The sequence below is a fragment of the Roseovarius sp. E0-M6 genome (genome assembly GCF_037083845.1).
Taxonomy (GTDB): Bacteria; Pseudomonadota; Alphaproteobacteria; order Rhodobacterales; family Rhodobacteraceae; genus Roseovarius.
Genome location: NZ_JBAPLA010000001.1, coordinates 606,737 through 629,312, shown reverse-complemented (window position 1 = coordinate 629,312; position 22,576 = coordinate 606,737). Strand labels below are relative to the sequence as shown.

Genomic DNA, 22,576 nt, shown 5'->3' with positions numbered 1-22,576 from the left:
GGTTACTCCGCCGCCGACTGTCCGGGCCAGAAAAGCCCGTTTGCCCCACTGGTGCCATCTGGGTCGGCAAGATCCAGCTCGGCCCTGATATGCCGTGCGAGAACGCTGACATTGGGGACAAGCACCATACTGTCATGGTCGCCCGGCACCTCGATGACCTCGATGCGGGGCGCATATCGCGTCCACTGATTGTCCTCGAACACATATTCGCGTTCACGGCTTACATAGCCTCCGCCCGACACGGCCCAGTGGCGATCAAGCCTCGGACGATAAAGCGTGAGCGGCCCGTCCCACCGTTCGGGCACATACTGCGCCACGGCGTAGCGAAAGGCCTGTTCAATCTTGGCATTGTCGAATCCACCGGCTTCGGGCCCGGCTTCACGCGCCTCGGCGCGGCGGCGCTTTTCGGCCTCCCAGGCAAGACGGTTGCGTGCCCATTCGCCAAGATACCCCACGCCCTTCCGGCGCAGTTCATGAACCTTGATCCAGCCCTTGTCCCGCAGGCTAAGCGACGGGCGCACCGGCAAGGGCGTGTCGAGCATGATGAGCGCGCCCACGCGCTGACCCGCCTCGGTCAATTGCCGCGCAATCTCATATGCTGTCACGCCGCCGCCGGAAAATCCGCCGATCATGAATGGCCCCTCGGGCTGAACTTCGCGCATTTCCGCGATATAGTCGCGCGCCGCTGCTGAAATGGAGGTGTGTGGCGCCTCGTCACCTACCAAGCCGCGCGCCTGAAGGCCAAAGACCGGACGGTCCGACCCGATCAGAAGCGCAAGGTGGCGCAGGTTCATCACGTTTCCGAACATGCCCGCCACGATGAAAAGCGGCACGCCTTGGCCCGGATTTCCCGCGTGCAGTGGCACCACGTGGCGTAGCCCGGTCTCTGCTTCGGCTGCTTCCTCGGACGCTCCGGGGGTGGTGGACGCCGCGGGATCGGTCGCAATGCCGCCCTTTTCCACGATGCGCTGTGCCAACGGTCGGATCGAAGGGGCCTCGAACAAGACCGAAATCGGAAAGTCGACACCGAAGGCGCGCTTCACCTGCGCAAAAAGCCGAACGGCAAGAAGCGAATGACCACCCAAGTCAAAGAAACTGTCCAAAGCGCCGACCCGGTCGATCCCCAAAAGAGCCTCCCACATCGTGGCAAGCTGTTCTTCCGTGGCGCCTTCCGGCGCTTCGAAGTCGCTGTCGAGATCCGGTCGTTGAAAACTTTGCCCGGACTTTGCCGGGGTGGTCTCGGGGGTCATGGCCTCGGTCACCAGCGCAGGCAAGTCAAGCGACGAGACATAGATGTCGGACACGCCAAGCGCCAATGCACGGGTCAACGCCTCGGCGCCTTCCTGTGGGGCAATCCCACGCGACACACGATAGGCTAGACGCGCCTCGGCTTTGCTCAGCGGGGCGGCGTCCACGCGATCGGACAGAATTTCGTCGGGCCGGGGCGGAGTGATTGCAAATCCACCCTGCACCGCGATCCGTCGCATCTGAAAATTCTCGATCGTGACGAACACTTCGCCATCTTCTCCGCACAGCGTTATGTCGAAAGCGGCAATGTCATCACCCTGCCCCGTGCGCAGCCGAACCCAGCTTACAATGTCGCGTGGCAAATCGCGCCAAACGCGGATCGATTGATAGGACATCGGCACCCAGAGGTGATCCGCAGCATAGTCCGGCGCCAGCGAAATCGCCCAGCCGGTCGCGATATCCAGAAGCGCGGGATGCAGCCGGTATCCTTTGGACAGATCGGCCTGCGCAATCTCGGGAAGTCGCATATGAGCGATACCCTGTTTGTCGCCAAGCGCAGCGCGAGCCACCACGCTCCACCGCGGGCCAAAGTCCAGATGCGCCTCCTGTGGTGAGTGAAAGGGCATTGGCAGGATCGTTGCACAGCGTTTTTCAATGGCGCGCGGATCGACGCGCCCGGGCCGCGCGACCGGATCGAGCGGCGCAAGCACCGCCTCGGCTGTGGTGACAAGGCCGCGCTGTCCCTGCGCTTCGGCCTCGGCGCGCAGAGAGAACATGAGCCCTTGCCGCTCGGTTTCCAGCCGGATGTCGATGGCGCGCCGGTCTGTGACCTCGAGCGGCCGAAGGAACATAAGGTCACGTATCTCGAACGGAGCAGCGATGCCCTTGGCCGCCAATGCCTGTGCGGCCAACTCGACGGTTCCGGTGCCGGGCATAATCACTTGGCCGCGCCGTGTCCGGTGCTCGCTCACCACCCAGTCACGCTCGGCATCAAGCGTGCCGCGCAGCGATTGGACACCGCCCACCTCTGGCGTCGCTTCGGACAGAAGCGGCAGGTCGAGAGCGAGCTTTTCCTCGTTCGCGTCGCCCATCCTCGCCGCAACAGCTTCGGCGGCCATTCCCGCCTCGGCCCAGACGCCCCAGTTGAGCGCCATGACGCGCGTTTTGCTCCCGCGTCGGGCACGCGCGAAGGCGTTGAGGTATTCATTCGCCGCGACGTAGTCTACCTGCCCCGCCGGCGCCGTCGCGGTCGAGGTCGATGCGAACAGCACCATGAGATCAAGCGTGCCATCCGGAAAGACCTCGTCAAGCACCCTGAGTCCGGCCACCTTGGGGGCAAGCACCGCCTGCATCCCGGCTGCGTCCTTGGCAAGGATGGGCGCATCGTCAATATGGCCCGCCGCATGGATCACGCCATCAACGCCTCCGAACTCGGCCCGCAGTTCATTCGCCACATCCTGCATCGCCCTCAGGTCGGTCACATCAGCCTGAAGCACGCGAAGGGTTCCCCCCAAGCTTTCGATCTCCTTGCAGGATCGCAAAATCGACGACATCGGCCCGGTCCCGCCCGACCGATCGAGATAGCTGTCCCATTCCGCCCGAGGCGGCAGTGCCTTGCGCGAAAGCAGCGCGATATTTGCGCTGTGGTCGCGGGCCAGCATCCGCGCCACGCTCAGCCCGATACCGCCAAGGCCCCCGGTAATAAGATACGTGCCGCCCGGCCGAAATCCCGCCGCCTTGCGCGCAGCCTCGGGAAGTGCGGAGGGCCGCAACTGCGCCTCGATACGTCGTCCGCCACGCATCGCTGCGCGCAGATTGGCCGGTTCAGCAAGGACTTCATCCAGCAAAGGCGCGGTCAACGCCTCTTGTGCCTGACGCGATATGCGCCCGCGTGCATCCGGCAACAGATCCAGTTCAAGACTTGCCACCGTGACACCCGGAAACTCACGCGGGATGACGCCCACAGGGCCCGCGATCAGCGCCTTCTCGGGCCAGGGCAGCGCCTCGCCGGCGACTTGAATGGCACCGTTTGAGAGCACCGTCAGGTGACATGTTTCCGGCATATCGACCCCACCCATCGCCTGCGCGATGTAGAACAGACTGAAGAAGCCATGCTCCATGTTGCGGTCGAAAAAGCTGCTGCCGGGCCGAAACCGCTCGGCCGCAGTGACAAGCCACGCATGAACGATCCTGTCGGGCAATGCGCCATCGGCGTCCAACGCGGTGAAAAGCGTATCATACCCGTCGCGCCCCACTTCGGGGGCCAGCATATAATCGTCCTCGCCCCGGTGCAGAAAACTGTCGCCCGACGCCACAGTGATCACCCGGTGACCCGTCGCGCGCAGCCGGTCCACCATTGGCGCGACGACACCAGCCTCGTCCGTGAACACCAGCCAGGTCATGGGCTCTGAGGTTTCCAGAGCGTCAATCTCGCAGGCCGCATAACGCGGCACCCACGCGGTGCGATAGCCCCAGTCCGACATGCTTTCGTGACGCGCCACTTCGGGGTGTTCGGTCCGGGCCACGGCCGTGCCGGGTTCGATGAAATAGCGCGCACTCTGGAATGCATAGGTCGGAAGCACCACACGGTTGCGCCGTGCATCGCCCCAGATCTGATTCCAGTCGGCTTCGACCCCTGCCGCCCAGAGACGCCCGATGACGCGAAGGAAATGTGCGTCATCCGCTGTTGCGTCCTGCGGGTGACGCAAGGAACTGAGAACTTGCCCGGCTGTCACGGCGGGTTGCATCTGCGCCAGTGAACTCAGGGCCTTGCCCGGCCCAACCTCAAGAAAGACGCGGTCTCGCCGCTCCGAAAGCGCCGCCATGCAATCACCAAAGCGCACGGTGTTGCGCAGTTGCGCGACCCAATAGTCAGGATCGGTTGACTGCTCTGCGGTCAAGGGCAGGCCAGTCCGGTTCGAAATCACCTCGATTTGCGGCGGGCACAGGTCGAGGGACGCAAGAAAAGCACGATATTCATCAAGGATCGGGGCAAGCATCCGCGAATGCGCCGCAATGTCGATGGCGATGCGCTGACGGTCGATATCGCGCGCGGCAAGTCGCGCGGCGAGCGCCTCAAGCGCCGCATCGGGGCCCGACACGGCACACAGATCGGGTGCGTTGACGCTCGCCATATCAAGATCATCACCGATCATCTCGCGCAGCTCCGCCTCGGGGAGTGACACGCTCAGCATGCCGCCCGCGGGGACACTGTCAAAAAGTTGGCCACGCAGAAGAACCAGATCGATACAGGCCTCGAACGACATCACGCCAGCAAGGCACGCAGCGGTGTTTTCACCCATCGAATGACCGACCATGGCCGTCGGCTTGATGCCCCAGCTCATCCAGAGCTGCGCCAGCGCATATTCCACGATCATGATCAGCGGAAGTTGCACCGAAGGTTTCAAAAGCGCCGCTTCGGTCTCGGGGGTGATCTCATCAGGCCGCCACATCGTTCGGATGTCGAAATCGAGCACGCCATCCAGATGGGTCAGACCCCTGTCCATCCAGTCACGGAAAACCGGTTCGGTATCATAGAGGTCGCGCGCCATGCCCGCGTATTGCGCGCCCCCACCGGGGAACATGAAGACCACATCGGGCGCCTTGCTCAGCGCATCCTGAGTGAAAACCCGCTGTGGATCGCCGCTTTCAAGCAGGCGCACGGCCTCCTCATGGCTTTCGGCCACAAGCACGCGTCGTTTCTCGAAGGCCGCGCGCCCTGTCTTGAGCGTATAGGCAATATCGGCCAGCGGCACTTCGGGATTGTCACGCAGATACGCCGCAAGCGCCTGCGCGTTGCCGTCAAGCGCGCCTTTGCTGCGCGCCGAAAGGGTAAGAATATGCATGGGCCAGTCGGACGGCTCGGATGCTGCGCGCTCGGGTGCTTGTTCAAGCACCGCATGCGCATTCGTGCCCCCCACCCCAAGCGAGTTCACACCCGCGCGGCGACGTCCCTCGCCTTGCCATTCGCGAAGGCGGTTGTTCACGTAAAATGGGCTTTGTTCGAAGTCGATCGACGGGTTCGGCCTCTCATATCCAAGGCTTGGCGGCATCTGACCGTTATAGAGACCAAGAGACGTCTTGATCAGGCTCACCACCCCCGCGGCGGTATCAAGATGGCCAATGTTTGTCTTGACCGATCCGATCCCGGTGCGCGGCGCATCCGCCGGCCCGAACGCCTCGGTCAGGGCGGCCACTTCGATGGGATCGCCCAGATATGTGCCGGTCCCGTGACATTCCACGTATCCGATGCTTTCGGGCGGCACCCCCGCATCGCTAAGAGCGGCGGCAATCGCCTCGGCCTGCCCGTTCACACTGGGTGCGAGGTATCCGGCCTTGGCAGCGCCATCATTGTTGATGGCACTCCCCTTGATCACCGCCCAGATATGATCTCCATCCGCCAGCGCATCCTCAAGCCGACGTAGCGCCACGGCCCCGGCCCCGCTGCCAAAGACCGTCCCTTGCGCGCGGTGGTCGAACGCATGGCAATGCCCATCCGGCGACAGGATTTCGTTCTCTTTGCAAAGATATCCCCGCCCTTGCGGCAGTTCGATCGTGACCCCGCCCGCAAGCGCCATGTCACATTCACCCCGCATCAGCGCCTGACGCGCCTGATGCACGGCAACGAGCGACGTGGAACAGGCGGTCTGAATATTGAGGCTCGGACCCTTGAGGTCGAAAACATGGCTCACCCGCGTTGACAGGAAATCCTTGTCATTCCCGGTATGGCGCAGAAGAAACATGCCCACGTCATCCACAAGATCGGGGTTCGAGCATATGTTGAAGAAGAAATAACTTCCCATGCCACATCCGGCATAGACACCGACCCGGCCATTGAACGTTTGCGGCACATGGCCGGATTGCTCCATCGCCTCCCAGCTCACCTCGAGGAACTTGCGATGCTGTGGATCGAGAATCGCCGCTTCCTTTGGACCAAATCCGAAGAAGTCGGGATCGAAATGATCATACTTGTCGAGCATGGCCGCGGCGGCCACATAATTTTTCTGACGCACGAGCGCCGGGTCTTCGCCTGCGTTCTGCAAATCCTGTTCGCTTAACGGCAAGATGCTTTCGACACCCGTCGCAAGGTTGCGCCAAAAGCTGTCGACACCATCGGCACCCGGCACCTTCAGCGCCATACCGACAATCGCAATATCGGCGCCGCCCGACGGCTTGGGGGCATTATCACTCATCAAATGTCTGTCTCCAGAACTCAAAACGGGGCGAAAGAGGCGTCACAGTTCTACCTCAAATTCCCTCTTCGCCCAAAAAATGAACTCTTCCAAAGATGAGAGTAATAACATAAGTTATTGCTTTTGCTTATTTTTCGCGAAGCCACATTGCTGACACAATCACACGCCCGGACAACAAACCACGTATGCGAAACAAATTGGCCATGCTGGGTCAACAATGGTGTCAGATCAGCCGCGAATCAATCTCTTCACGTCAAAGCGCGGTGCGGTCGCCCTCCCGGCGTTCAGGTTGCAGGATGGTTCGCGGTCCCTCACTCTTCGGAGAGGTAAACCGCGTCACGCGCTTTGTTCTCAGACTGGCCTCCGCATGCCCCCAGAGAGCCCCGGCCAGCAGCCAAGTATAAGGCGTCAGGATCGCGTTCAACAGCATGTCGATCAACGTGACCGCAAGGATGACCGCAGCCGCCCCAACGTGAATCGAACCACGCGCGGGTTGCGGTTTGACATAGCGCCAAAGCATATACAGCGGCACGGCCAACAGGCCCATCTGGCTAAGATAGCCCACCCATCCAAAGGTGCCAAAGACGATGATCCACTCACCATCGGGGATAGAAATTATTTCTCCTGTTTGCATGTCCCGCACGAGATTGCGACCCCAGCCGCCCCAACCGAACAACCACTTCTCATGGGCGCGTTCCAGAAGCATTTCTTCATTGTCAAAACGGAACCCAAGCGACTGCGCGCGATCGGGATTTATCGCCTCTGCCTGAGCGAGGATCGCCTCAAGCGGCACCCACCCATTGTCGCGCAGGATCGGATAGATGACCGCGATCGCCGCCATCAGGATCGCGGTGCGGAACAGCCATTTTTCACCCGCCAGAAGAAACAAGGGCAGCAGAACACTGGCATATGCCATCGAAGCAAGGCTCTTGCACAGATAGAGAACACACAAGAGATAAAGTGCTGCGGCAAAACACCGAACCTTGGTCGCCCCTTGGGCATCCCGCGCGAGCGCAACCGCCGAAACAGCCGCCGTCATGATAAAGAAGGCCAGCCACAAGGCATGCGGCAGAAAGACAATGGGTCGGAAACCGCCGTCGCGCATCATCTGCTCGAAACTGTGCTGAAAGAAACCGTAGACCCAGATATTGATCTGTGGGCTGAGCCGTATTTCAACGAGAGACGGCAGGCTATAGGCCAGCCCCCCCAGAACCAGAGCAAGCAAGAGTTCGCGAATGCCCTGCTCGCTCGACAGGAAATTCCGCGCGAGAAAAAATGGCATCAGCACAATGAGCTGTGCCGACACGACCGAAAAAAGGTCGATCACGCCAAGGCCCGGAATGCTGGCCGTTTCGAAAACGATGGGCTCGGTCGTTCCCAGGATGGTGAACACCATCGGATCATCATTAGTGAGGACGGTCGGCACCACGCCAAGCACGAACCCCAAAAGCAGCACGCGCATAGGCCACGTATCCGGCCAGAAGTTCATGCGCCGTCCAGCCAGCAAAAACACGAACGCGAAGGCACAGATGTTCGGGATCGACGTCTTGGTCATATCCGGCACCAACGGCAGATCGAACTCTGCCGCTTGCGGCAAAATCAGATACCCCCCGAGAATGGACCAGATGATCGCGCGCTCGATCGAGAACCTGCGAAACAGGATCAGGCACACCACCGGCCAGAGGATCAGCATGAGATAGGCCAATGCGTTTGGCATGTGCGGGTGCGCCTGTGTCCTTTTACTGCAATCTGAATCTATCATGAGGCCGGGGATAAGTCGCGCCCCCTGCATGCCGACTTCGGAAACTGTGTTTTTTCTTTGCCACGGCGGTGCAAGCGGATATCCGATGCAGAGGCAGGAAAGGGTGACGATGAAACTCTCAAGCGGCAATCACGTGATCGAGATCAACATACCTGACCGCGGGGCACTCTGGACCGCGATCCGTGCGCGTCTTGGCCCCGGGCGTGGGTTTGCCCTGGCAACGCTCAACCTTGATCACCTTGTCAAAATCCGGTCCGACGCCGAGTTTGCACGGGCCTACGCGGCTCAGGATTTCATCGTCGCCGACGGGCGCCCGATTGTCTGGCTCTCTTGGATCGCGGGGCATCGGGTGACACTCATGCCCGGTTCAGACCTGATCGTGCCGCTATGCAAACTCGCCGCTGACGAAGGCTGGCCCATCGCGCTGATCGGCAGCACGGATGATGCCCTCAAGGGGGCCGCTGCCGGATTGCGCAATGCGGTGCCGGGCCTTGAAATCTTGCACGTCGACGCGCCCGCCATGGGCTTTGATCCCGATGGTCCCCAAGGGGAGGAAACGCTTGAGACCCTCGCGGCGTCCGGTGCGCGGCTTTGCTTTCTGGCGCTCGGCGCACCCAAACAGGAACGCCTTGCCGCACGCGGCGCGCACCTTGCCCCCTCAGTCGGGTTTGCATCCATTGGCGCAGGTTTGGATTTCATCGCGGGTCATCAGGCGCGCGCACCGCGTTTCATGCGGGCTCTTGCGCTCGAATGGCTCTGGCGCGCGCTCTCACATCCGCGGCGCATGATACCGCGATATGCCGCGTGTTTTGCCATCTTGCCCGGACTTGTCGTGCGGGCAATCGGCCACCGCGCAAGACGCTGAGGCGTCATTTGTATTCGATAATCCGGGCATCGTGACCCCGCAACCGGCGCGCCCAATAGGTCAGCACCCCAAGTGCTTCGGGGAACTTGCCAAGCACCGCAAAAAGCGCCCAGACAGCCGAAGGCCCTTTGCGTGCAAGCTTCCAGACCTGAAGCGGATAGGCCACCAAAAGGCCAAGCGCCCAAGGCGAGATCAACGCCAGCCCAAGGCTCACGAGCGGTAGTGCAAGCCCCCAGAAAACCGCGCGCGCCGTCTCCCGAACCCAATGACGTTCAGGGCCGCGCCCGTAGCGCGCCGCCCCTTCAGCATAGGCGTGGCCCGCCCGCATCGCCCGGCGCCACCATTGCGCGAACCGGTGCATATCCGCGTCATGCTCGGTCATTTCGGCATCAAGCCGCCAAAGCCGCCAGCCCGCCCGGCGCAGCCTGAGACACAAGTCCGGCTCCTCCCCGGCGATAAGACCAGCGTCGAACCCGTCAACTGCGGCAAAGGCCTCGGCCCGGATAAGGAAATCACCGCCGCAGGCCCGCGCCTCGCCCACAGGGGTGTTCCATTCCAGATCGCAAAGCCGATTGTAGACGCTGGCCTCGGGGCACAGCTCTCGCCGCCTGCCGCAAACCAGTGCAAGGTCCGCACGCGCCTTCAGCGCGGCAACCGCATTGGTCAACCAACCCGCCGCCAGAATGCAATCGCCATCCATGAACTGCACGAACTCCCCGGGCGGCGTCAGCGCCGCAAACCCGGCGTTGCGCGCCCGCGCCGCGGTAAACGGCGTGCTCAGGTCAAGCTCGACCACCTCGGCCCCCGCGTCGCGGGCAATCGCAAGGCTGTTGTCGGTCGAACCGCTGTCGACATAGACAATCCGCCTCACCCGCCCCTTGAGTGACCCAAGGCAAGCGTCAAGCCGCGCCCCTTCGTTTCGCCCGATAACAACCGCGTCCACACTCATCCACGATCCTCCCAAAGCGGTGCCATCTGTGACACGAACCGCTCCGAGCTTGCGTAATCATGCAACCTTTCGAACGCGTGGCGCGCGATCCTCTCGCACTGCGCCGGATCATTCAAAAGCCGGTTCACCGTATCGCCGAAATCCGACAGGTCCCAGCGCACAGGCACATAGGTCTCATGGGGCACGAAAATATCGGGGTCGGTTTCCACATGGCTCATATCTTGCTTGATCAGGACCGAACCGCACATCACGGCCTCGAAGTCGCGCCAGCACACCTCACCGTAGCCAAAGGGGCTGAAACACAGCTTGGACCTACGTAGTTCGCGCAGGAAAAGATCGTGGCGGATACCCGTCCCCGTCACCGCAGAGACCTGATCCAGTGCGGCAACCGCGTCGGCGCATTGGCCCCGCATCGCCGCATACCAAGGCGATCCACCGATCGCGATCCGCGCATGAAGATCAAGTGGTCGCGCGCCCGTGGGCCGCTGACCGCGTGTAAAAACCGGCAGCATGAAGGGGGCCGTGACGAAGGATGGCCCCAATTGAAGTTTCTCCATGAACCCATCTGGAATATCAAAACATTGCGGCGCATGAGTGAGACCGAAAACATGGCCGTAATAATCCATAAGTGTCGTGTCGCCGTCCGTCGGCACACCATAGGCTGACCGGTCGCGCAACAGATGCTTGCTGACATAAAGATCGACGCGGCTGTTGGCTATCTTCGCCAGCCTAAGGTCCGTCGGCGCGAACCAATCAAGATAGACAAGCCGCGCACCCGGGTTGAGGGCACGGATACGCGTTGTAAGGGCGTCAAACTCCGCTTCTGTGATATCAAACTGCGTCTGAAAACAAACGGTCGTCGCGCCGCTCGGCGCGGCGGGACCGTAAGTCTCGACCGGCGCCTCCCGCACCTCGATCCCGCGCGCTCTCAGCGTCGGTTCATAAAAGTGGAACGGATAGATCTGGCTTTGCGGAATCCGGTGATCCACCCCCAATAGCAAGAGACGGTCGTCACCCCACCCGGCGAATGGGCGACGATAGGCGCCCCGCCGCAAACGCTCATGGCGCATCGCGGCCAACCGGTTACGAACCCGGGTGATCATGCTGTCCCCTCGTAGCAGTCAGTGACAAGCGCGCGCGGGGCGTCCCCCTCCAGTCTAGCGGCCAGATCCAGAATGCTGCGCGCCCGTTCGGCGTTCAGCCCCTGAAGGCAAAGCGCGTGCAGGTCATAAACATCTCCCGGACTCCGCTTGAGCCGAGGGCGCGGACGAAGCCATCGTAGCATCGCGCCGGTCCGATCCTGTGGACTCAGAACGCCGGCGATCCGCCATGCGTCGCGCAAGCTCGCAAGCTTGTGAAGCGGTCGGCCCCTCGCGGCGGGCGGCTCACGAAACCCTTCCTGAAACGGGATGTCCGACACATGCGGATAGGCCCGCGCAATGGCATCATTGTGCAACTGCTGATCAATCGTCACACTATAAGGCAGCGACATACAGAAATCCGCAAACTCCGTATCAAGATATGGCGTATAGACCAGTTTCGCTGGCTTCAGAATGGCTTGCGGCACGAAATTGATCTCTCGTCGCGTGCGATGATACATCCAGAAAAGCTGATAGGGGTCCGGCGCGCCTTCATATTGCGCGATGGCCTTGCCCACGTGGTCGCGCACCTCCTCGTCCATGCCCGGCGAATGGATCGGTCCGGCCCCCTGCCCCCATTCGTCGGTGGAAATCACCGCACCGTGGCCATCCATCATGCCTTGCGCGATCCCCTTCCAATCCCCACGACCCGCCATGTGAAAGAAACGGTCGGCGAAATCATCCGGGTTCGTGAGGATGTCGCCCGCGATCCCGTCAAAGCCAGTGGCATCGTGGCGCGCCATGTAATCATAAAGCGGCATCATTTGAGCATGCTCATCCGCACAAAGCCCAGTCAGCGCCAGCGCCCGCACAGTATCGGCCAGCCTCGGCCGTGCATATCCCAGAACATCGTGCCGAACCCCGAGCCGATTGCACACCGCACGGGCGGCCTGCGCTTCGCGATTCATCTCGGCACCGTTGTGGTGGAAGGTGATACAGGTCTCGGGCTGCCGCCCCTGATGTAGCAGTTCCAGAAGAATATGCCGCGAATCCCGCCCCCCACTCAGCGGAAGGATCACCGGGCCATCACATACGCTCAGAATGCGCGTCATGGCCGCACGGAACAGCTCGATCATTCCTTCTACGGCCTCATCACGGGTTATTTTCAACGGCACATGGATCGCCGCCCCACCGGTTATCCGTAGCTCCCCGCCGCGCCAGACGAGCTTACCGCCCGGCGGCAATGTGCGCACGTATCTCAACGGTGTCTCATCATTGACGAAAATGCCCAGCCGGTGGAACACGGCCAATCCCAACGGATCAGGCGTCGTGTCACATCCTTGCGCCACAAGCTCAAGCAGCGACGGTGAGACCGCAACCACGTCATCCTTTTCATAAACGAACAGGCTGTAAAAACCGTAAGGATCAACCTCGGCCTGCAACTCTGTGCCATTCCACGCCCACGCCCCACGCATGAGCCCTGTCGCCGGATCCAGTGGGGCGGGTGCAGATTGCCAATTGGCCACACCGGACATTTGCGCCGCACCGTCTTGGTGGGTCAATCGGATGTATGGGGCATCGGATCGAGTCATCTTGTCGTGCCTGTCCTCACGAAAACAGGGCCCTTCTGTCCTATGTTCGCGGCAAAATCATGACGCGCAGGGGGCTATCGCGCAATCACGATATCCGCCTTCAATCCGCCCAACCTCTCGCTCTCGCCAAGTCGCAGAGCACCACCGTGGTTGCGCGCCACATCCATCGCGATTGACAGGCCGAGGCCCACGCCTCCACCCCGGTTCTGATTGCGCGCTGGCTCAAGCCGCGCGAACGGCTTGAGCGCATCCTCACGCAGTTCCGGCGGAATGCCGGGCCCATCATCCTCGACGCTGATACGCAGACTGCGGTCAAGCACGGCGACCGAAACCTCGGCCCGCGTGCCATAGCGCACAGCGTTGCTTATGAGGTTCTCAAGGGCGCGGCGTATCGCCCCTTCACGCAGCATGATTTCGGCCTCCGCGTCCCCCTCGACATTGACCAGCGTCACATTCATCTCGGCCCGGGCACAGTCCTCCACGATCTGCCGGACCAGCACCACGGGCACGGCGCGCGCGATGTCGTCCTCCGCCGTGCCACGCGCAAAATCAAGGAATTCATCCAGAAGCCGTTCCATATCACGCACATCGCGCTGCATTGCGCGCGCTTCGTCATCGTCGATCATCGACAGCCCAAGCCGCAGCCGGGTCAAAGGTGTGCGCAAGTCATGACTGACCCCCGAAAGCATCAGTGTGCGCTGTTCGATCTGACGCTCGATCCGCGCGCGCATGTCCAAGAACGCGCTGCCTGCCGCGCGCACTTCGGTCGCGCCGCCAGGTCGATAATTCACCACGCGCCCCCGGCCAAAGGCTTCGGCGGCGCGGGCCAGCCGGGTGATCGGTCTAAGCTGGTTGCGGAGATAGACGAAGGCGATCACCGTCATGATCGCGCCGAAAAAGACCATATTGACCAAAAGTTGATGCGGGTTCGAGGCCGAGACGCGCCGCCGGTCGAAACTCAGCGAAACCGGGCCTTCAGGGCCTGAGAAATACATCTCGATATTGTTGTCATCCGGAAGCTCAACCGCCAGCAAACCGGGCAATGAGCGTTCGAATTGCCGGATCACCAGAAGCCCCGTGACATCGTACCAGCGGCGCGTATGGGCCTGCGGCACCTCATCGCGCGCGATCTCCTCCACCTCGATATCAAGGGGCCCGGCCACGGCGCTTCGGTCCTCCGCGTTCAAGACAAGGCGTATCTCGCGCGCCGCGGCGGTCGTCATCTGCGTCGTCACCCCTTCGAACAGGCGTTGAGCCGACACCACCGACACGACAAGCGTCACCGAGATCACCGGCAACAGCAGGATCAGCAAGGCCCGGCCCGAAAGGCTGCGCGGCATATATCGTTTGAGCCAGCGGAAAGACATGCGCTACATCTACCCCCAGCCTGCCCCTTGCGAAAGAGAAACCGCCATGCGCGACGATTTCGACCCATCCCCCGGCGCACCCGAAACACTGGTGCCTAGCCTGCGCCGAATCCTCGCCCCGAACCCGTCTGCCATGACGTATCGTGGGACAAACACGTATCTTCTGGGGGAAACCGATCTCGCGGTGATCGATCCCGGCCCCCGGGACGCCGCCCATCTCGAAGCGATTCTGCATGCGGTATCAAAGGGGCAACGGATCACACATATCCTCGTGTCACATGCCCATCTCGATCATTCTCCGCTGGCGCAGGCCCTTGCACGCGAAACGGGCGCCCCGGTTCTTGCATATGGCAATGCCGCGGCCGGGCGCAGCGCAATCATGACCGCGCTCGCCGCCGCAGGGGCCGATAGGAGCGGTGAAGGGGTTGATCATGCTTTTATCCCGGACCGGACCATCGCCGATGGCGAACGGATCGACGGCGCAGGCTGGTCACTGACCGCGCTCTGGACACCGGGGCACTTTGGCAATCACCTGTGCTTTCAATGGGGCTCGCATGTCTTTACCGGCGATCTGGTCATGGGCTGGGCAAGCTCACTCATATCGGCTCCCGACGGGGATCTGAGCGATTTCATGGCCTCCTGCCGTCGGCTGAGGGCGCTCGGGCCGGCGGTTCTTCATCCCGGCCACGGCGCCCCGGTGGCCGAGGCAACCGCGCGCATCGGCTGGCTTATCGCACACCGGCAATCGCGTGAGGCCGAGGTTCTCTCCGCGCTTTCCCACGGACCGGCCAGCGCGCCCGAACTGGCGGCGCGCATCTATACCGACACGCTGCCACAGCTCCTGCCCGCTGCGACCCGCAACGTGCTTGCCCACCTCATTGATCTTGCGGGACGAAACCGGGTCCGCTGCGACGATCCACTACACGAAAACAGCCGTTTTTCGGCCGTCCCCGACACCGCGTGACACGCTCTAAAAAATCTCAAACACCCTCTGGACGCCGCCTCGACCTGTTGCTATATCGCCCTCGGTATTCCGGCGTAGCTCAGCGGTAGAGCAGTTGACTGTTAATCAATTGGTCGTAGGTTCGATCCCTACCGCCGGAGCCAATTTCCTCAAGTAGATGAGACATTTACGAGGCACCTCAGCGAGATGGCTCAGGGGGTGTTTGGCATTAGAAGTCGTCTGGCAATCAGCTTTGCACATGCCTGATTGCTAACGGTTACGGGTGATTTGCCTCGTATCGATATCCCAAGGCTACGCTCACCCGGCCCAACTTCGCGGAAAGGTCGTGGACAGGGTTCCGGGGCAAACTCCCCTTTTCCGGTAATCATCGGCCACCCGATCCAGCTTGAACTTATCGGCATGGGTAAGGCCCTCATCTAGCAAATAGGCTAACGGACTCTCACGATCCTTTCCAGAAGCGCGGAAAGGGTCTGGCTGATTTCGTCGGCGGTTGCCCTCTCTTGGGGCATGGTGGCGGGCGGTGCTGACGCCGGATTATGCAATGCCACTCAACGGCGCATCTGTGGCGCTTAGCGAATTGCAATAACAGCGAAACGCCAGCTTTTGGGCCGCAGACCATTGCGCTCTTTGCAGGGCGATGAGCGTGCTCAGTCGCGCCCCATCCAGCGTCATGCACTTCTCTCGATCCCCGCGGCTGTAGCCAGCCCCCAACCCCTCGCCTCGCGAACCACACCGGCGGACTGGCATCGTAGCGTTGCGAGCTAACCGGTGTGGTTCACATTCGGTTCCGCGGACAGGCCGTAGCGGCGCATCTTGTCGTTGAGGGTTCGACGCGGGAGTCCGAGCGTTTCTGCGGCACGTAACGTGTTGCCGGCATGAGTATCCAGCACCGCCGCAATCTCGCGCGCCTCGAATTTGGCAACGCGATCGGCCAAGTTCACCCGGCCCGGTGCTGGGGTGTAGTGGTCCGGCACCTCGAACAGCCCAAGCGCATAGGCTTCGGCGCTAGCCTTCAACTCGCGGACATTGCCCGGCCATGCCAGACGCTTCAGCTTGCTTTGCAACGACCAAGGCAGCTTCGGATCGGACCGCCCGTATCGGCGCGCGGCAAGCTGGGCGTAATGGGCGAAAATCAGGGGTATGTCCTCTCCCGCCTCGTGCAAGGTCGGGGCAGCAAGCTCGGTGCCCGCAAGCCTGTAGTAGAGATCGGAGCGAAACCCCTCGAGCACGCGTAACTGTGCTTTTGTCGTCGCGATGACCCGGATATCAAGGGCGCGCGGAGTGGTTTCCCCGATCCGCTCGACCGTGCGCTCCTGCAAAACACGGAGCAGCTTGGCCTGAATGATCTGGGGCATGGTTTCAACCTCGTCGAGCATCAGGGTGCCGCCATCGGCCGCTTCCAGCTTGCCTGCACGCCCTTTCGCATCATGGGCAAAGACGCCTTCGCCGTGACCGAAGAGGATGGTTTCGGCCATCGCTTCGGGAAGGGCTGCGCAATTCAAGGCAACAAAAGCCCCCTCAGCGCGACCGCTGCCCGCATGGATCGCGCGCGCCGCCAGTTCCTTGCCAGTGCCGGTATCACCGGTGATGACCACATCCAGGTCGACCGAAGCAAGGGCTGCGATACGATCGCGAAATGCCTGCATGGCGCGGGATTTGCCAAGGATACTGACCTTGTCGCGCTCCGCCAGAACCCGTTGCAATCGCACAAGCTCGTTGCGGGCGGCCTGCGCGTCGAGCGTGCGTCGGATCACGGACAACAGGTGCGCGGAATCGTAAGGCTTTTCCAGAAAGTCTTCGGCCCCTGCGCGGATCGCCTCGACCGCATGGGCTACGTCGCCATGACCGGTCAGCAAGACGACCGGCACTGCAAGTGTCTGTTCCCGCACCGCACGAAGCAGCCCGAGCCCGTCCATCCCCGGCATGCGCAGATCGCTGATCACAAGGTCGGGCCGGTCCGACAGCGCAGCCATCAGATCCTGCGAAGCGCCAAAGCCGCGAACCTGATAGCCTGCGGCCGTCACCAGATCACACAGGGCCGAAAGATGGTCGGTGTCGTCGTCCACGATGTGGATGCAGGTGGTCATCGGGTTTGGTCCTCTTGCTGTGCCAACGGCAAAATCACCGTGACTTGCGTGCCCTGTTGCGGCGCGGATTGAATGTCGAGCGTGCCACCGAAATCGGCAAGAATCGCCTGGCAAATAGCAAGGCCAAGCCCCAACCCCTCGCCGGTCAGTTTGGTCGAAAAGAATGGGTCGGTCACGCGCGGCAGATCGCTTTCGGAGATGCCGGCCCCGTTGTCTCGAACATTGATTCTGGCCTGTCCCTCATCGACCGTGAGCGTGATGGAAACCTCTGCGGCGGGGACAGCTTTGACCGCATCCAACGCGTTCAGCAACAGGTTCGCAACAACCTGTTCTATCCGTACCGCCCCGGCCATGATCGGCACACGAGTTTCGGGTATGTTCAACCGCGGTTCAACACCGACCACCTTGGCGCGGGGCCGAACCAGATCGAGCGCCGATTTAAGCGGCGCGCGCAGGTCGATCAGGGTCAGTTCGGCGGTTTCCTTGCGGGCAAAGCTCTTGAGGTGCTTGGTGGTGCGCTGCATCCGGCGGATCATGTCACGGGCCTTGCCGATCCGGGAGGCCGTCGCGGTATCGCCGGGCTGCATCCCCAGTTCCGCCGCCGATAGCGTCGCCTCCATCGCGGCAAGCGGTTGGCTGATCTCATGGACGATCGCGGCCGACATCCGGCCCATCGCGGCCATCTTCTCCGTATGGATCAGCGCCTCTTGCGTGGCACGCAAATCCGCCTCGGCTTGGCTGCGGGCCTCGACCTCGCGGCCCAGATCGGCGGTGCGGGCGATGACCATGGATTCCAGCTTGGCCGACTGTGAAAGGCGCAGGGCGGTGATCTGTCGACGTTGCTCAATCGCCTTGGCGACCGCCGCAACGGCCAGAGTGGCAAGGGCCGCAAGGAGCGCCCACCCCCATGCCATCACCTGCAAACTGCGCGTCGGACGGGCCGCGATGACCTGCCCGCCGGTTGCCGGAACGGGGCCAAGCCGCGCGATCCAGTCCGCGCCCCGGGCATCGGCACCAGTGGGCGTCTCTGCGAACAACGGCGCGGCTTCGCCAAGACCGGCCCCCTCGTAGGCGCGCGTGGTCACAAGATAATTCAGCACATTTGGAGTCAAACCGACCAAGGGTCGATACTGCCACTCCGGTCGCGCCGACAGGAAGACGACGCCGTGCTCATCCGCCAGCGCAACATCCGCCTCTGCGGCGCGCCAGGTTTCCTCAAGCGGTCGCAGATCCAGTTTGACCACCATGACACCGACTGCGCCCTCCACCTCGACCCGGACGGACAGGAAATAGCCCGGCACGCCCGTGGTCACGCCGATGGCATAAAATTGGCCGCGTCCGGTTGCGATCGCGTCCTGAAAATAGGGGCGGAAATCATAGTTCTGTCCCACGAAGCTGCCCGGTCGGTTCCAGTTCGACGCAGCGATCGTATTTCCCGCGCTGTCGATCAGGAACAGATCATCGGCGCCGGCATGGGCGGCGATGCTTTCCAGATAGGTATTGGCCTCCTGCAACGGGCCGGTTCCGGTCAGGGCGTTGCGGATACGGGCGTCCTCTGCCGCGACCGCAGGCAAGGCGCGCAGGCGATCCACCTCGGCTTCGACCGCCCGCGTGGTAAGCAGCAGGGTCTGGTCGAGTTCCTGCCGCGCGTTGCCAAGCGCGATGGCCTGCGCGACGAACCAGACCAGCACCGCCGACAGACACGCAAAGAGCAGGGCGCGCGCCAAGGTCATACCCTGACCCGCCCCGTGCCGCGGGCGTCGGTGCGGGCGGCGTCCACATGCTGCCTCATGACATCACGAATGCTGGGCGTCGGATTGCGGCGCCACGTCCCCCGATGAATTCCGGTCCCCGCGGGCCTGCACCCAGTTGATTGCAAGCAACGCCACGATCAGGATCGCACCGGCGATTTCCACGGTGAGATCGGGCCAGAACAGGGCCACGACTCCGGGAAGTAGAAGCACCCGCATCCAGACCTGCATCGGCCGCCACAAGAAAGCTTCGAGCACCGCCGCGAAGGCCACGAGCCCGAGAACGGCAATCGCCCCGCTCCAAAGCACCAACGGCAGCGGTCCACCGAGGATGATCTCGGGGTTGAAGACCATGAACAGCGGGATCAGATACAGCCCCTTGGCATATTTCCATGCCTGAACGCTTGTCTCCATCGGTTTCGATCCCGCGATGGCCGCCCCGGCGAACCCGGCCAGTGCCACCGGCGGGGTCACGTTGCTGTCCTGTGAATACCAAAAGACCAACAGATGCGCGATCAGCAGCGGCACGCCGAATTCCTCGGTCAGGGCGGGACCGACAAGGATGATCAGCACGATATAGGCCGCCGTCACCGGGAGCCCCATGCCAAGGATCAGGCTGGCGATAACCACGAGGATAAGCGCCAGAAGCAGGTTGCCGCCCGAGAACGCGATCATCATGGCCGAGAATTTCAGCCCCAGTCCCGTCAGACCCACAACACCGACGACGACCCCCGCCACCGCGCAGGCCATGGAGACGGAAACCGCGTTGCGCGCGCCCAATTCCAGCGCCTCGAGCGTCAGCGCGATGCCGCGGCGGCACAGGTCGACAAGGCCGATGGCGGTCGGTCCGGTCGTGGCATAGGTCCACAGCGCCCGCGCCGAGGCCGCCGCGATGATTGACAGAATGGCATAAAAGCCCACCCGCATCGGCGAATAGCCGACCACCAGCAGCACCACCAGCGCCACCAGCGGCAAGAGAAAATGCCAGCCCTCGGCCAGCACCTTACGCGTTCTGGGCAGGTCGGCGGCGGTCAGGCCGGTCATGCCTTGCTTGACGGCGGCGATATGCACCAGCAGATAGACCACCCCGAAATACAGCACCGCCGGAAATATCGAGACCAGCACGATATCCACGTAGGGCATCCGGGTGAATTCGCTCATCAGGAACGCGCCCGCCCCCATCAACGGCGGCATGATCTGTCCACCGGTCGAGGCGGCGGCCTCGATTCCGCCGGCCTGCGCGGGGCGATACCCAAGCTTCTTCATCAGCGGGATGGTAAAGGCGCCGGTTGTCACCACATTGGCGATGGCCGAGCCGCTGATCGACCCCATGCCAGCACTCGCGATGACTGCCGCTTTCGCCGGGCCGCCGCGCTGGCGGCCTGTCGCGGCATAGGCCAGATCGATAAAGAACTTGCCCGCCCCGGTCGCCTCCAGAAAGGCGCCAAATAGAACGAAGATGAAAACGAAGGTCGCCGCAACCCCGAGCGGAATGCCGAAGATACCCTCGGCCCCAAGTGTCATCTGGCTTGCAACCCGGTCGAGCGAATAACCGCGATGGTTGAGGATGCCCGGCATCCAGTCCGCGAGAAAGGGCAGCTCTCCGCGGTTGCCCGCGAAAGCATAGGCAAGAAAGGCCGCACCGATGATCGTCATGCCCAGCCCCACGGCACGGCGCGCGCCTTCCAGCACGACAAGGATGGTCAGCACGCCGACCATGACGTCGATGTCCCGCGGAAAAATCTGGTTGGCGATGACGTCGATATTCACCGGCAGCCAAGCCCCCACCAAGATGGAGGCGGCGATCAGCGGCCCGTCGATCGCCCAACCCAAAAGCCCGCGCGCGCGATCGTATCCAAAGACCGGGTAGATCAGGAAACACAGAACAAGAATAAAGCCCAGGTGAATGGGTCGCTGAAAGAACAGACCCAGCGGCTGCACCCCCGCCGCCCAAAGCTGAAACAGCGACAGCGCGATCCCGATCACCGCGATGGCGCGCAAGACGATGCGCGGCTGCGGTCTCATGGTGCTGGAATGCTCGGTGGTCATTGGTCTTCGGTCCCCGTTAAAACGATCCGCACCCTTTCGCGCGCGGCCTTGGCCGACAGAGACACGGTCTGTCCGCCCACCTGAAGCCGGTGATCGACCGGCCCGGCCCCGGGCCGCAGCACATAGGCATTGCCCGGCACCGGCTCATCGATATCAAGTATGAAATACCCGCCCTGTCCATCCGACACCTGACGCCCGCGCCCCGGGATATGATCAAGCCCGGCGGCGAAATCAGGAAGATGCGACCGGACGAGAATCATCCGACCGCCGCGGTTCTCATAGCAGTCCGACACCTCGAAGCCCTGAACCGAATGATGCCAGAGCACGCACCACCAGCCCCCATCCGGGACGTTAAAGCGCGCGATCTGCTCGCCATTCGGTCGCGTGGCAACAAGAACCTCGGCGCCGGCAGACGTTGAAACAGACAGGAGGAGGGCCAGAAGCCCCCCTCTCATCCAGCCGGTCACGGGCGCAGAGCGTCCGGGATGGTGGCGCCTGTTTCTTCATAGTAACGAAGCGCACCGGGATGCAGCGGCACCGGTGTCGCGTCGAGCGTGAACTCAACCGTGGTCTGGTTCGCCGCCGGATGGACCGCCTGCAACTCCGCGATATTCTCGAACATGGCCTTGGTGATCTCATAGGCCAGATCGTCGGACATTTCCGAAGACACCGTCAGAACGTTGGGAATGCCGAGAACGGTCTTATCTTCGTCAACGCCGGTATATGTGCCACCTTTGAGCGTCGTCGCGGCAAAGGTATCATGCGCGCCCTTGGCAGCGGCAAGTTCCTCTTCGGACAGGGAAATGATCGTGATGTCCTGCGTTGTCGCAAGGTTCATGATCGACGATGTGGGCGCGCCCACCGACCAGAAACCGGCATCGATATCGCCATTGGCCAGCGCATCGGCGGTTTCGTTGAAGTTCAGGCGCTGCTCGTCGATGTCATCATAGGTGATCCCGTTGGCCTGAAGAATGGCGGCGGTGTTGACCTCGGTGCCGGATCCCGGCGCGCCGATGGACACGCGCTTACCGCGCAGGTCGTCCAGAGATGTGATCCCGCTGCCTTCAAGCGCGACGATATGCACCATGTTGGCATAAAGCGACGCCAGCCCGCGCACCATGGACAATTGCTGCCCCTCGAACCGGCCCGCGCCGTTATAGGCCTGCGCCACAGTATCGGCGAGACCGATCGCCAGGTCTGCGTCGCCAGTGGCGATCAGGCCCATGTTCTCGACCGACGCACCCGTGACCTCGGCGGTGGCGGAATGGCCTTCGACATGGTTGTTGATGACCTCGGCAAGACCACCGCCCATGGGGTAATAGACACCGCCGGTGCCGCCGGTGGCAATGGAAAGCTGGTCCTGTGCCAGCGCCGGTGCGCCAAGGCTCAATGCGACCAGCGCAGCCGATCCGATCAGGCCCTTCGGCCCGCGAAGAAGTGTGTTAAGCATGCTGTCCTCCCATGACAGATTTTTCGTCAAATCGTCTCGCGTTTCCTCCCGCGATGCCAACAGTCTTTCAGAAATACGGACCAAGGTGGACGGTTTTCTGCTCTGAAAACCGAATTTTTTGGCAATCATCCGCCATGCGGAAAGCAAGATGTCGCCATGTGCCGGCATCGCGATTGCGCCTGAACCGGTCACATATTCCTCATACCGACCGACCGTTTGCG

At 62.2% G+C, this 22,576-nt stretch carries 13 protein-coding genes and 1 tRNA gene; 3 read left to right on the top strand and 11 right to left on the bottom strand.

From position 1 onward, the window contains the following. Positions 1-2: 2 nt before the first annotated feature. Together V8359_RS03115 and V8359_RS03110 are read right to left on the bottom strand one after the other, a co-directional pair. Complete coding sequence (locus V8359_RS03115; protein ID WP_336427244.1) at positions 3-6,440, bottom strand: type I polyketide synthase; 6,438 nt, start codon at positions 6,438-6,440, stop codon at positions 3-5. A gap of 253 nt (positions 6,441-6,693) precedes the next feature. Then, positions 6,694-8,157: a hypothetical protein gene (locus tag V8359_RS03110; protein ID WP_336427243.1), complete on the bottom strand. Its 1,464-nt coding sequence runs from the start codon at positions 8,155-8,157 to the stop codon at positions 6,694-6,696. Positions 8,158-8,311: 154 nt separating this feature from the next. On the opposite strand from V8359_RS03110, the gene V8359_RS03105 reads away from it, so the two are divergent. Next, complete coding sequence (locus V8359_RS03105; protein WP_336427242.1) at positions 8,312-9,067, top strand: WecB/TagA/CpsF family glycosyltransferase; 756 nt, start codon at positions 8,312-8,314, stop codon at positions 9,065-9,067. Between the two features lie 4 nt (positions 9,068-9,071). Here V8359_RS03105 and V8359_RS03100 read toward each other — a convergent pair whose 3' ends face one another. The 4 genes from V8359_RS03100 to V8359_RS03085 all read right to left on the bottom strand — a co-directional run bounded on the left by V8359_RS03100 (position 9,072) and on the right by V8359_RS03085 (position 14,054). Continuing rightward, positions 9,072-10,016, bottom strand: coding sequence for a glycosyltransferase (locus tag V8359_RS03100; RefSeq protein ID WP_336427241.1), 945 nt, complete (start codon positions 10,014-10,016; stop codon positions 9,072-9,074). Next, the gene (locus tag V8359_RS03095; protein WP_336427240.1) at positions 10,013-11,119 is read right to left on the bottom strand and encodes a glycosyltransferase; all 1,107 of its coding nucleotides are present in this window, start codon (positions 11,117-11,119) and stop codon (positions 10,013-10,015) included. Before V8359_RS03095 ends, V8359_RS03100 begins: the two co-directional genes overlap by 4 nt. Then, on the bottom strand, positions 11,116-12,687 hold the full coding sequence (locus tag V8359_RS03090) for an asparagine synthase-related protein (protein ID WP_336427239.1): 1,572 nt from the start codon (positions 12,685-12,687) through the stop codon (positions 11,116-11,118). Before V8359_RS03090 ends, V8359_RS03095 begins: the two co-directional genes overlap by 4 nt. A gap of 74 nt (positions 12,688-12,761) precedes the next feature. Then, positions 12,762-14,054, bottom strand: a complete 1,293-nt coding sequence (locus V8359_RS03085; RefSeq protein ID WP_336427238.1) for an ATP-binding protein — start codon at positions 14,052-14,054, stop codon at positions 12,762-12,764. Between the two features lie 46 nt (positions 14,055-14,100). On the opposite strand from V8359_RS03085, the gene V8359_RS03080 reads away from it, so the two are divergent. Continuing rightward, a complete protein-coding gene (locus V8359_RS03080) occupies positions 14,101-15,018 on the top strand; it encodes an MBL fold metallo-hydrolase (protein WP_336427237.1) in 918 nt (305 codons plus the stop codon). A gap of 68 nt (positions 15,019-15,086) precedes the next feature. After that, positions 15,087-15,161, top strand: a tRNA-Asn gene (locus V8359_RS03075). A 618-nt stretch (positions 15,162-15,779) separates the two neighbouring features. Here V8359_RS03075 and V8359_RS03070 read toward each other — a convergent pair. The 5 genes from V8359_RS03070 to V8359_RS03050 form a co-directional block, all read right to left on the bottom strand. After that, positions 15,780-17,105 (bottom strand): sigma-54-dependent transcriptional regulator, encoded by a 1,326-nt coding sequence (locus V8359_RS03070; RefSeq protein WP_336427236.1) that lies wholly within the window; start codon positions 17,103-17,105, stop codon positions 15,780-15,782. Next, a complete protein-coding gene (locus V8359_RS03065; protein ID WP_336427235.1) occupies positions 17,102-18,838 on the bottom strand; it encodes a sensor histidine kinase in 1,737 nt (578 codons plus the stop codon). The genes V8359_RS03070 and V8359_RS03065 overlap by 4 nt, the downstream gene beginning before the upstream one ends. A gap of 63 nt (positions 18,839-18,901) precedes the next feature. Then, positions 18,902-20,905 (bottom strand): TRAP transporter permease, encoded by a 2,004-nt coding sequence (locus V8359_RS03060; RefSeq protein ID WP_336427234.1) that lies wholly within the window; start codon positions 20,903-20,905, stop codon positions 18,902-18,904. Then, complete coding sequence (locus tag V8359_RS03055; RefSeq protein ID WP_336427233.1) at positions 20,902-21,372, bottom strand: DUF1850 domain-containing protein; 471 nt, start codon at positions 21,370-21,372, stop codon at positions 20,902-20,904. Before V8359_RS03055 ends, V8359_RS03060 begins: the two co-directional genes overlap by 4 nt. Further along, positions 21,369-22,355: a TAXI family TRAP transporter solute-binding subunit gene (locus tag V8359_RS03050; RefSeq protein ID WP_336427232.1), complete on the bottom strand. Its 987-nt coding sequence runs from the start codon at positions 22,353-22,355 to the stop codon at positions 21,369-21,371. Before V8359_RS03050 ends, V8359_RS03055 begins: the two co-directional genes overlap by 4 nt. Positions 22,356-22,576: the final 221 nt, after the last annotated feature.

Coding starts and splice junctions, on each gene's coding strand:
- V8359_RS03115 (WP_336427244.1), bottom strand. CDS start 6,440: ATGAGTGATAATGCCCCCAAGCCGTCGGGCGGCGCCGATATTGCGATT.
- V8359_RS03110 (WP_336427243.1), bottom strand. CDS start 8,157: ATGCCAAACGCATTGGCCTATCTCATGCTGATCCTCTGGCCGGTGGTG.
- V8359_RS03105 (WP_336427242.1), top strand. CDS start 8,312: ATGAAACTCTCAAGCGGCAATCACGTGATCGAGATCAACATACCTGAC.
- V8359_RS03100 (WP_336427241.1), bottom strand. CDS start 10,016: ATGAGTGTGGACGCGGTTGTTATCGGGCGAAACGAAGGGGCGCGGCTT.
- V8359_RS03095 (WP_336427240.1), bottom strand. CDS start 11,119: ATGATCACCCGGGTTCGTAACCGGTTGGCCGCGATGCGCCATGAGCGT.
- V8359_RS03090 (WP_336427239.1), bottom strand. CDS start 12,687: ATGACTCGATCCGATGCCCCATACATCCGATTGACCCACCAAGACGGT.
- V8359_RS03085 (WP_336427238.1), bottom strand. CDS start 14,054: ATGTCTTTCCGCTGGCTCAAACGATATATGCCGCGCAGCCTTTCGGGC.
- V8359_RS03080 (WP_336427237.1), top strand. CDS start 14,101: ATGCGCGACGATTTCGACCCATCCCCCGGCGCACCCGAAACACTGGTG.
- V8359_RS03070 (WP_336427236.1), bottom strand. CDS start 17,105: ATGACCACCTGCATCCACATCGTGGACGACGACACCGACCATCTTTCG.
- V8359_RS03065 (WP_336427235.1), bottom strand. CDS start 18,838: ATGACCTTGGCGCGCGCCCTGCTCTTTGCGTGTCTGTCGGCGGTGCTG.
- V8359_RS03060 (WP_336427234.1), bottom strand. CDS start 20,905: ATGACCACCGAGCATTCCAGCACCATGAGACCGCAGCCGCGCATCGTC.
- V8359_RS03050 (WP_336427232.1), bottom strand. CDS start 22,355: ATGCTTAACACACTTCTTCGCGGGCCGAAGGGCCTGATCGGATCGGCT.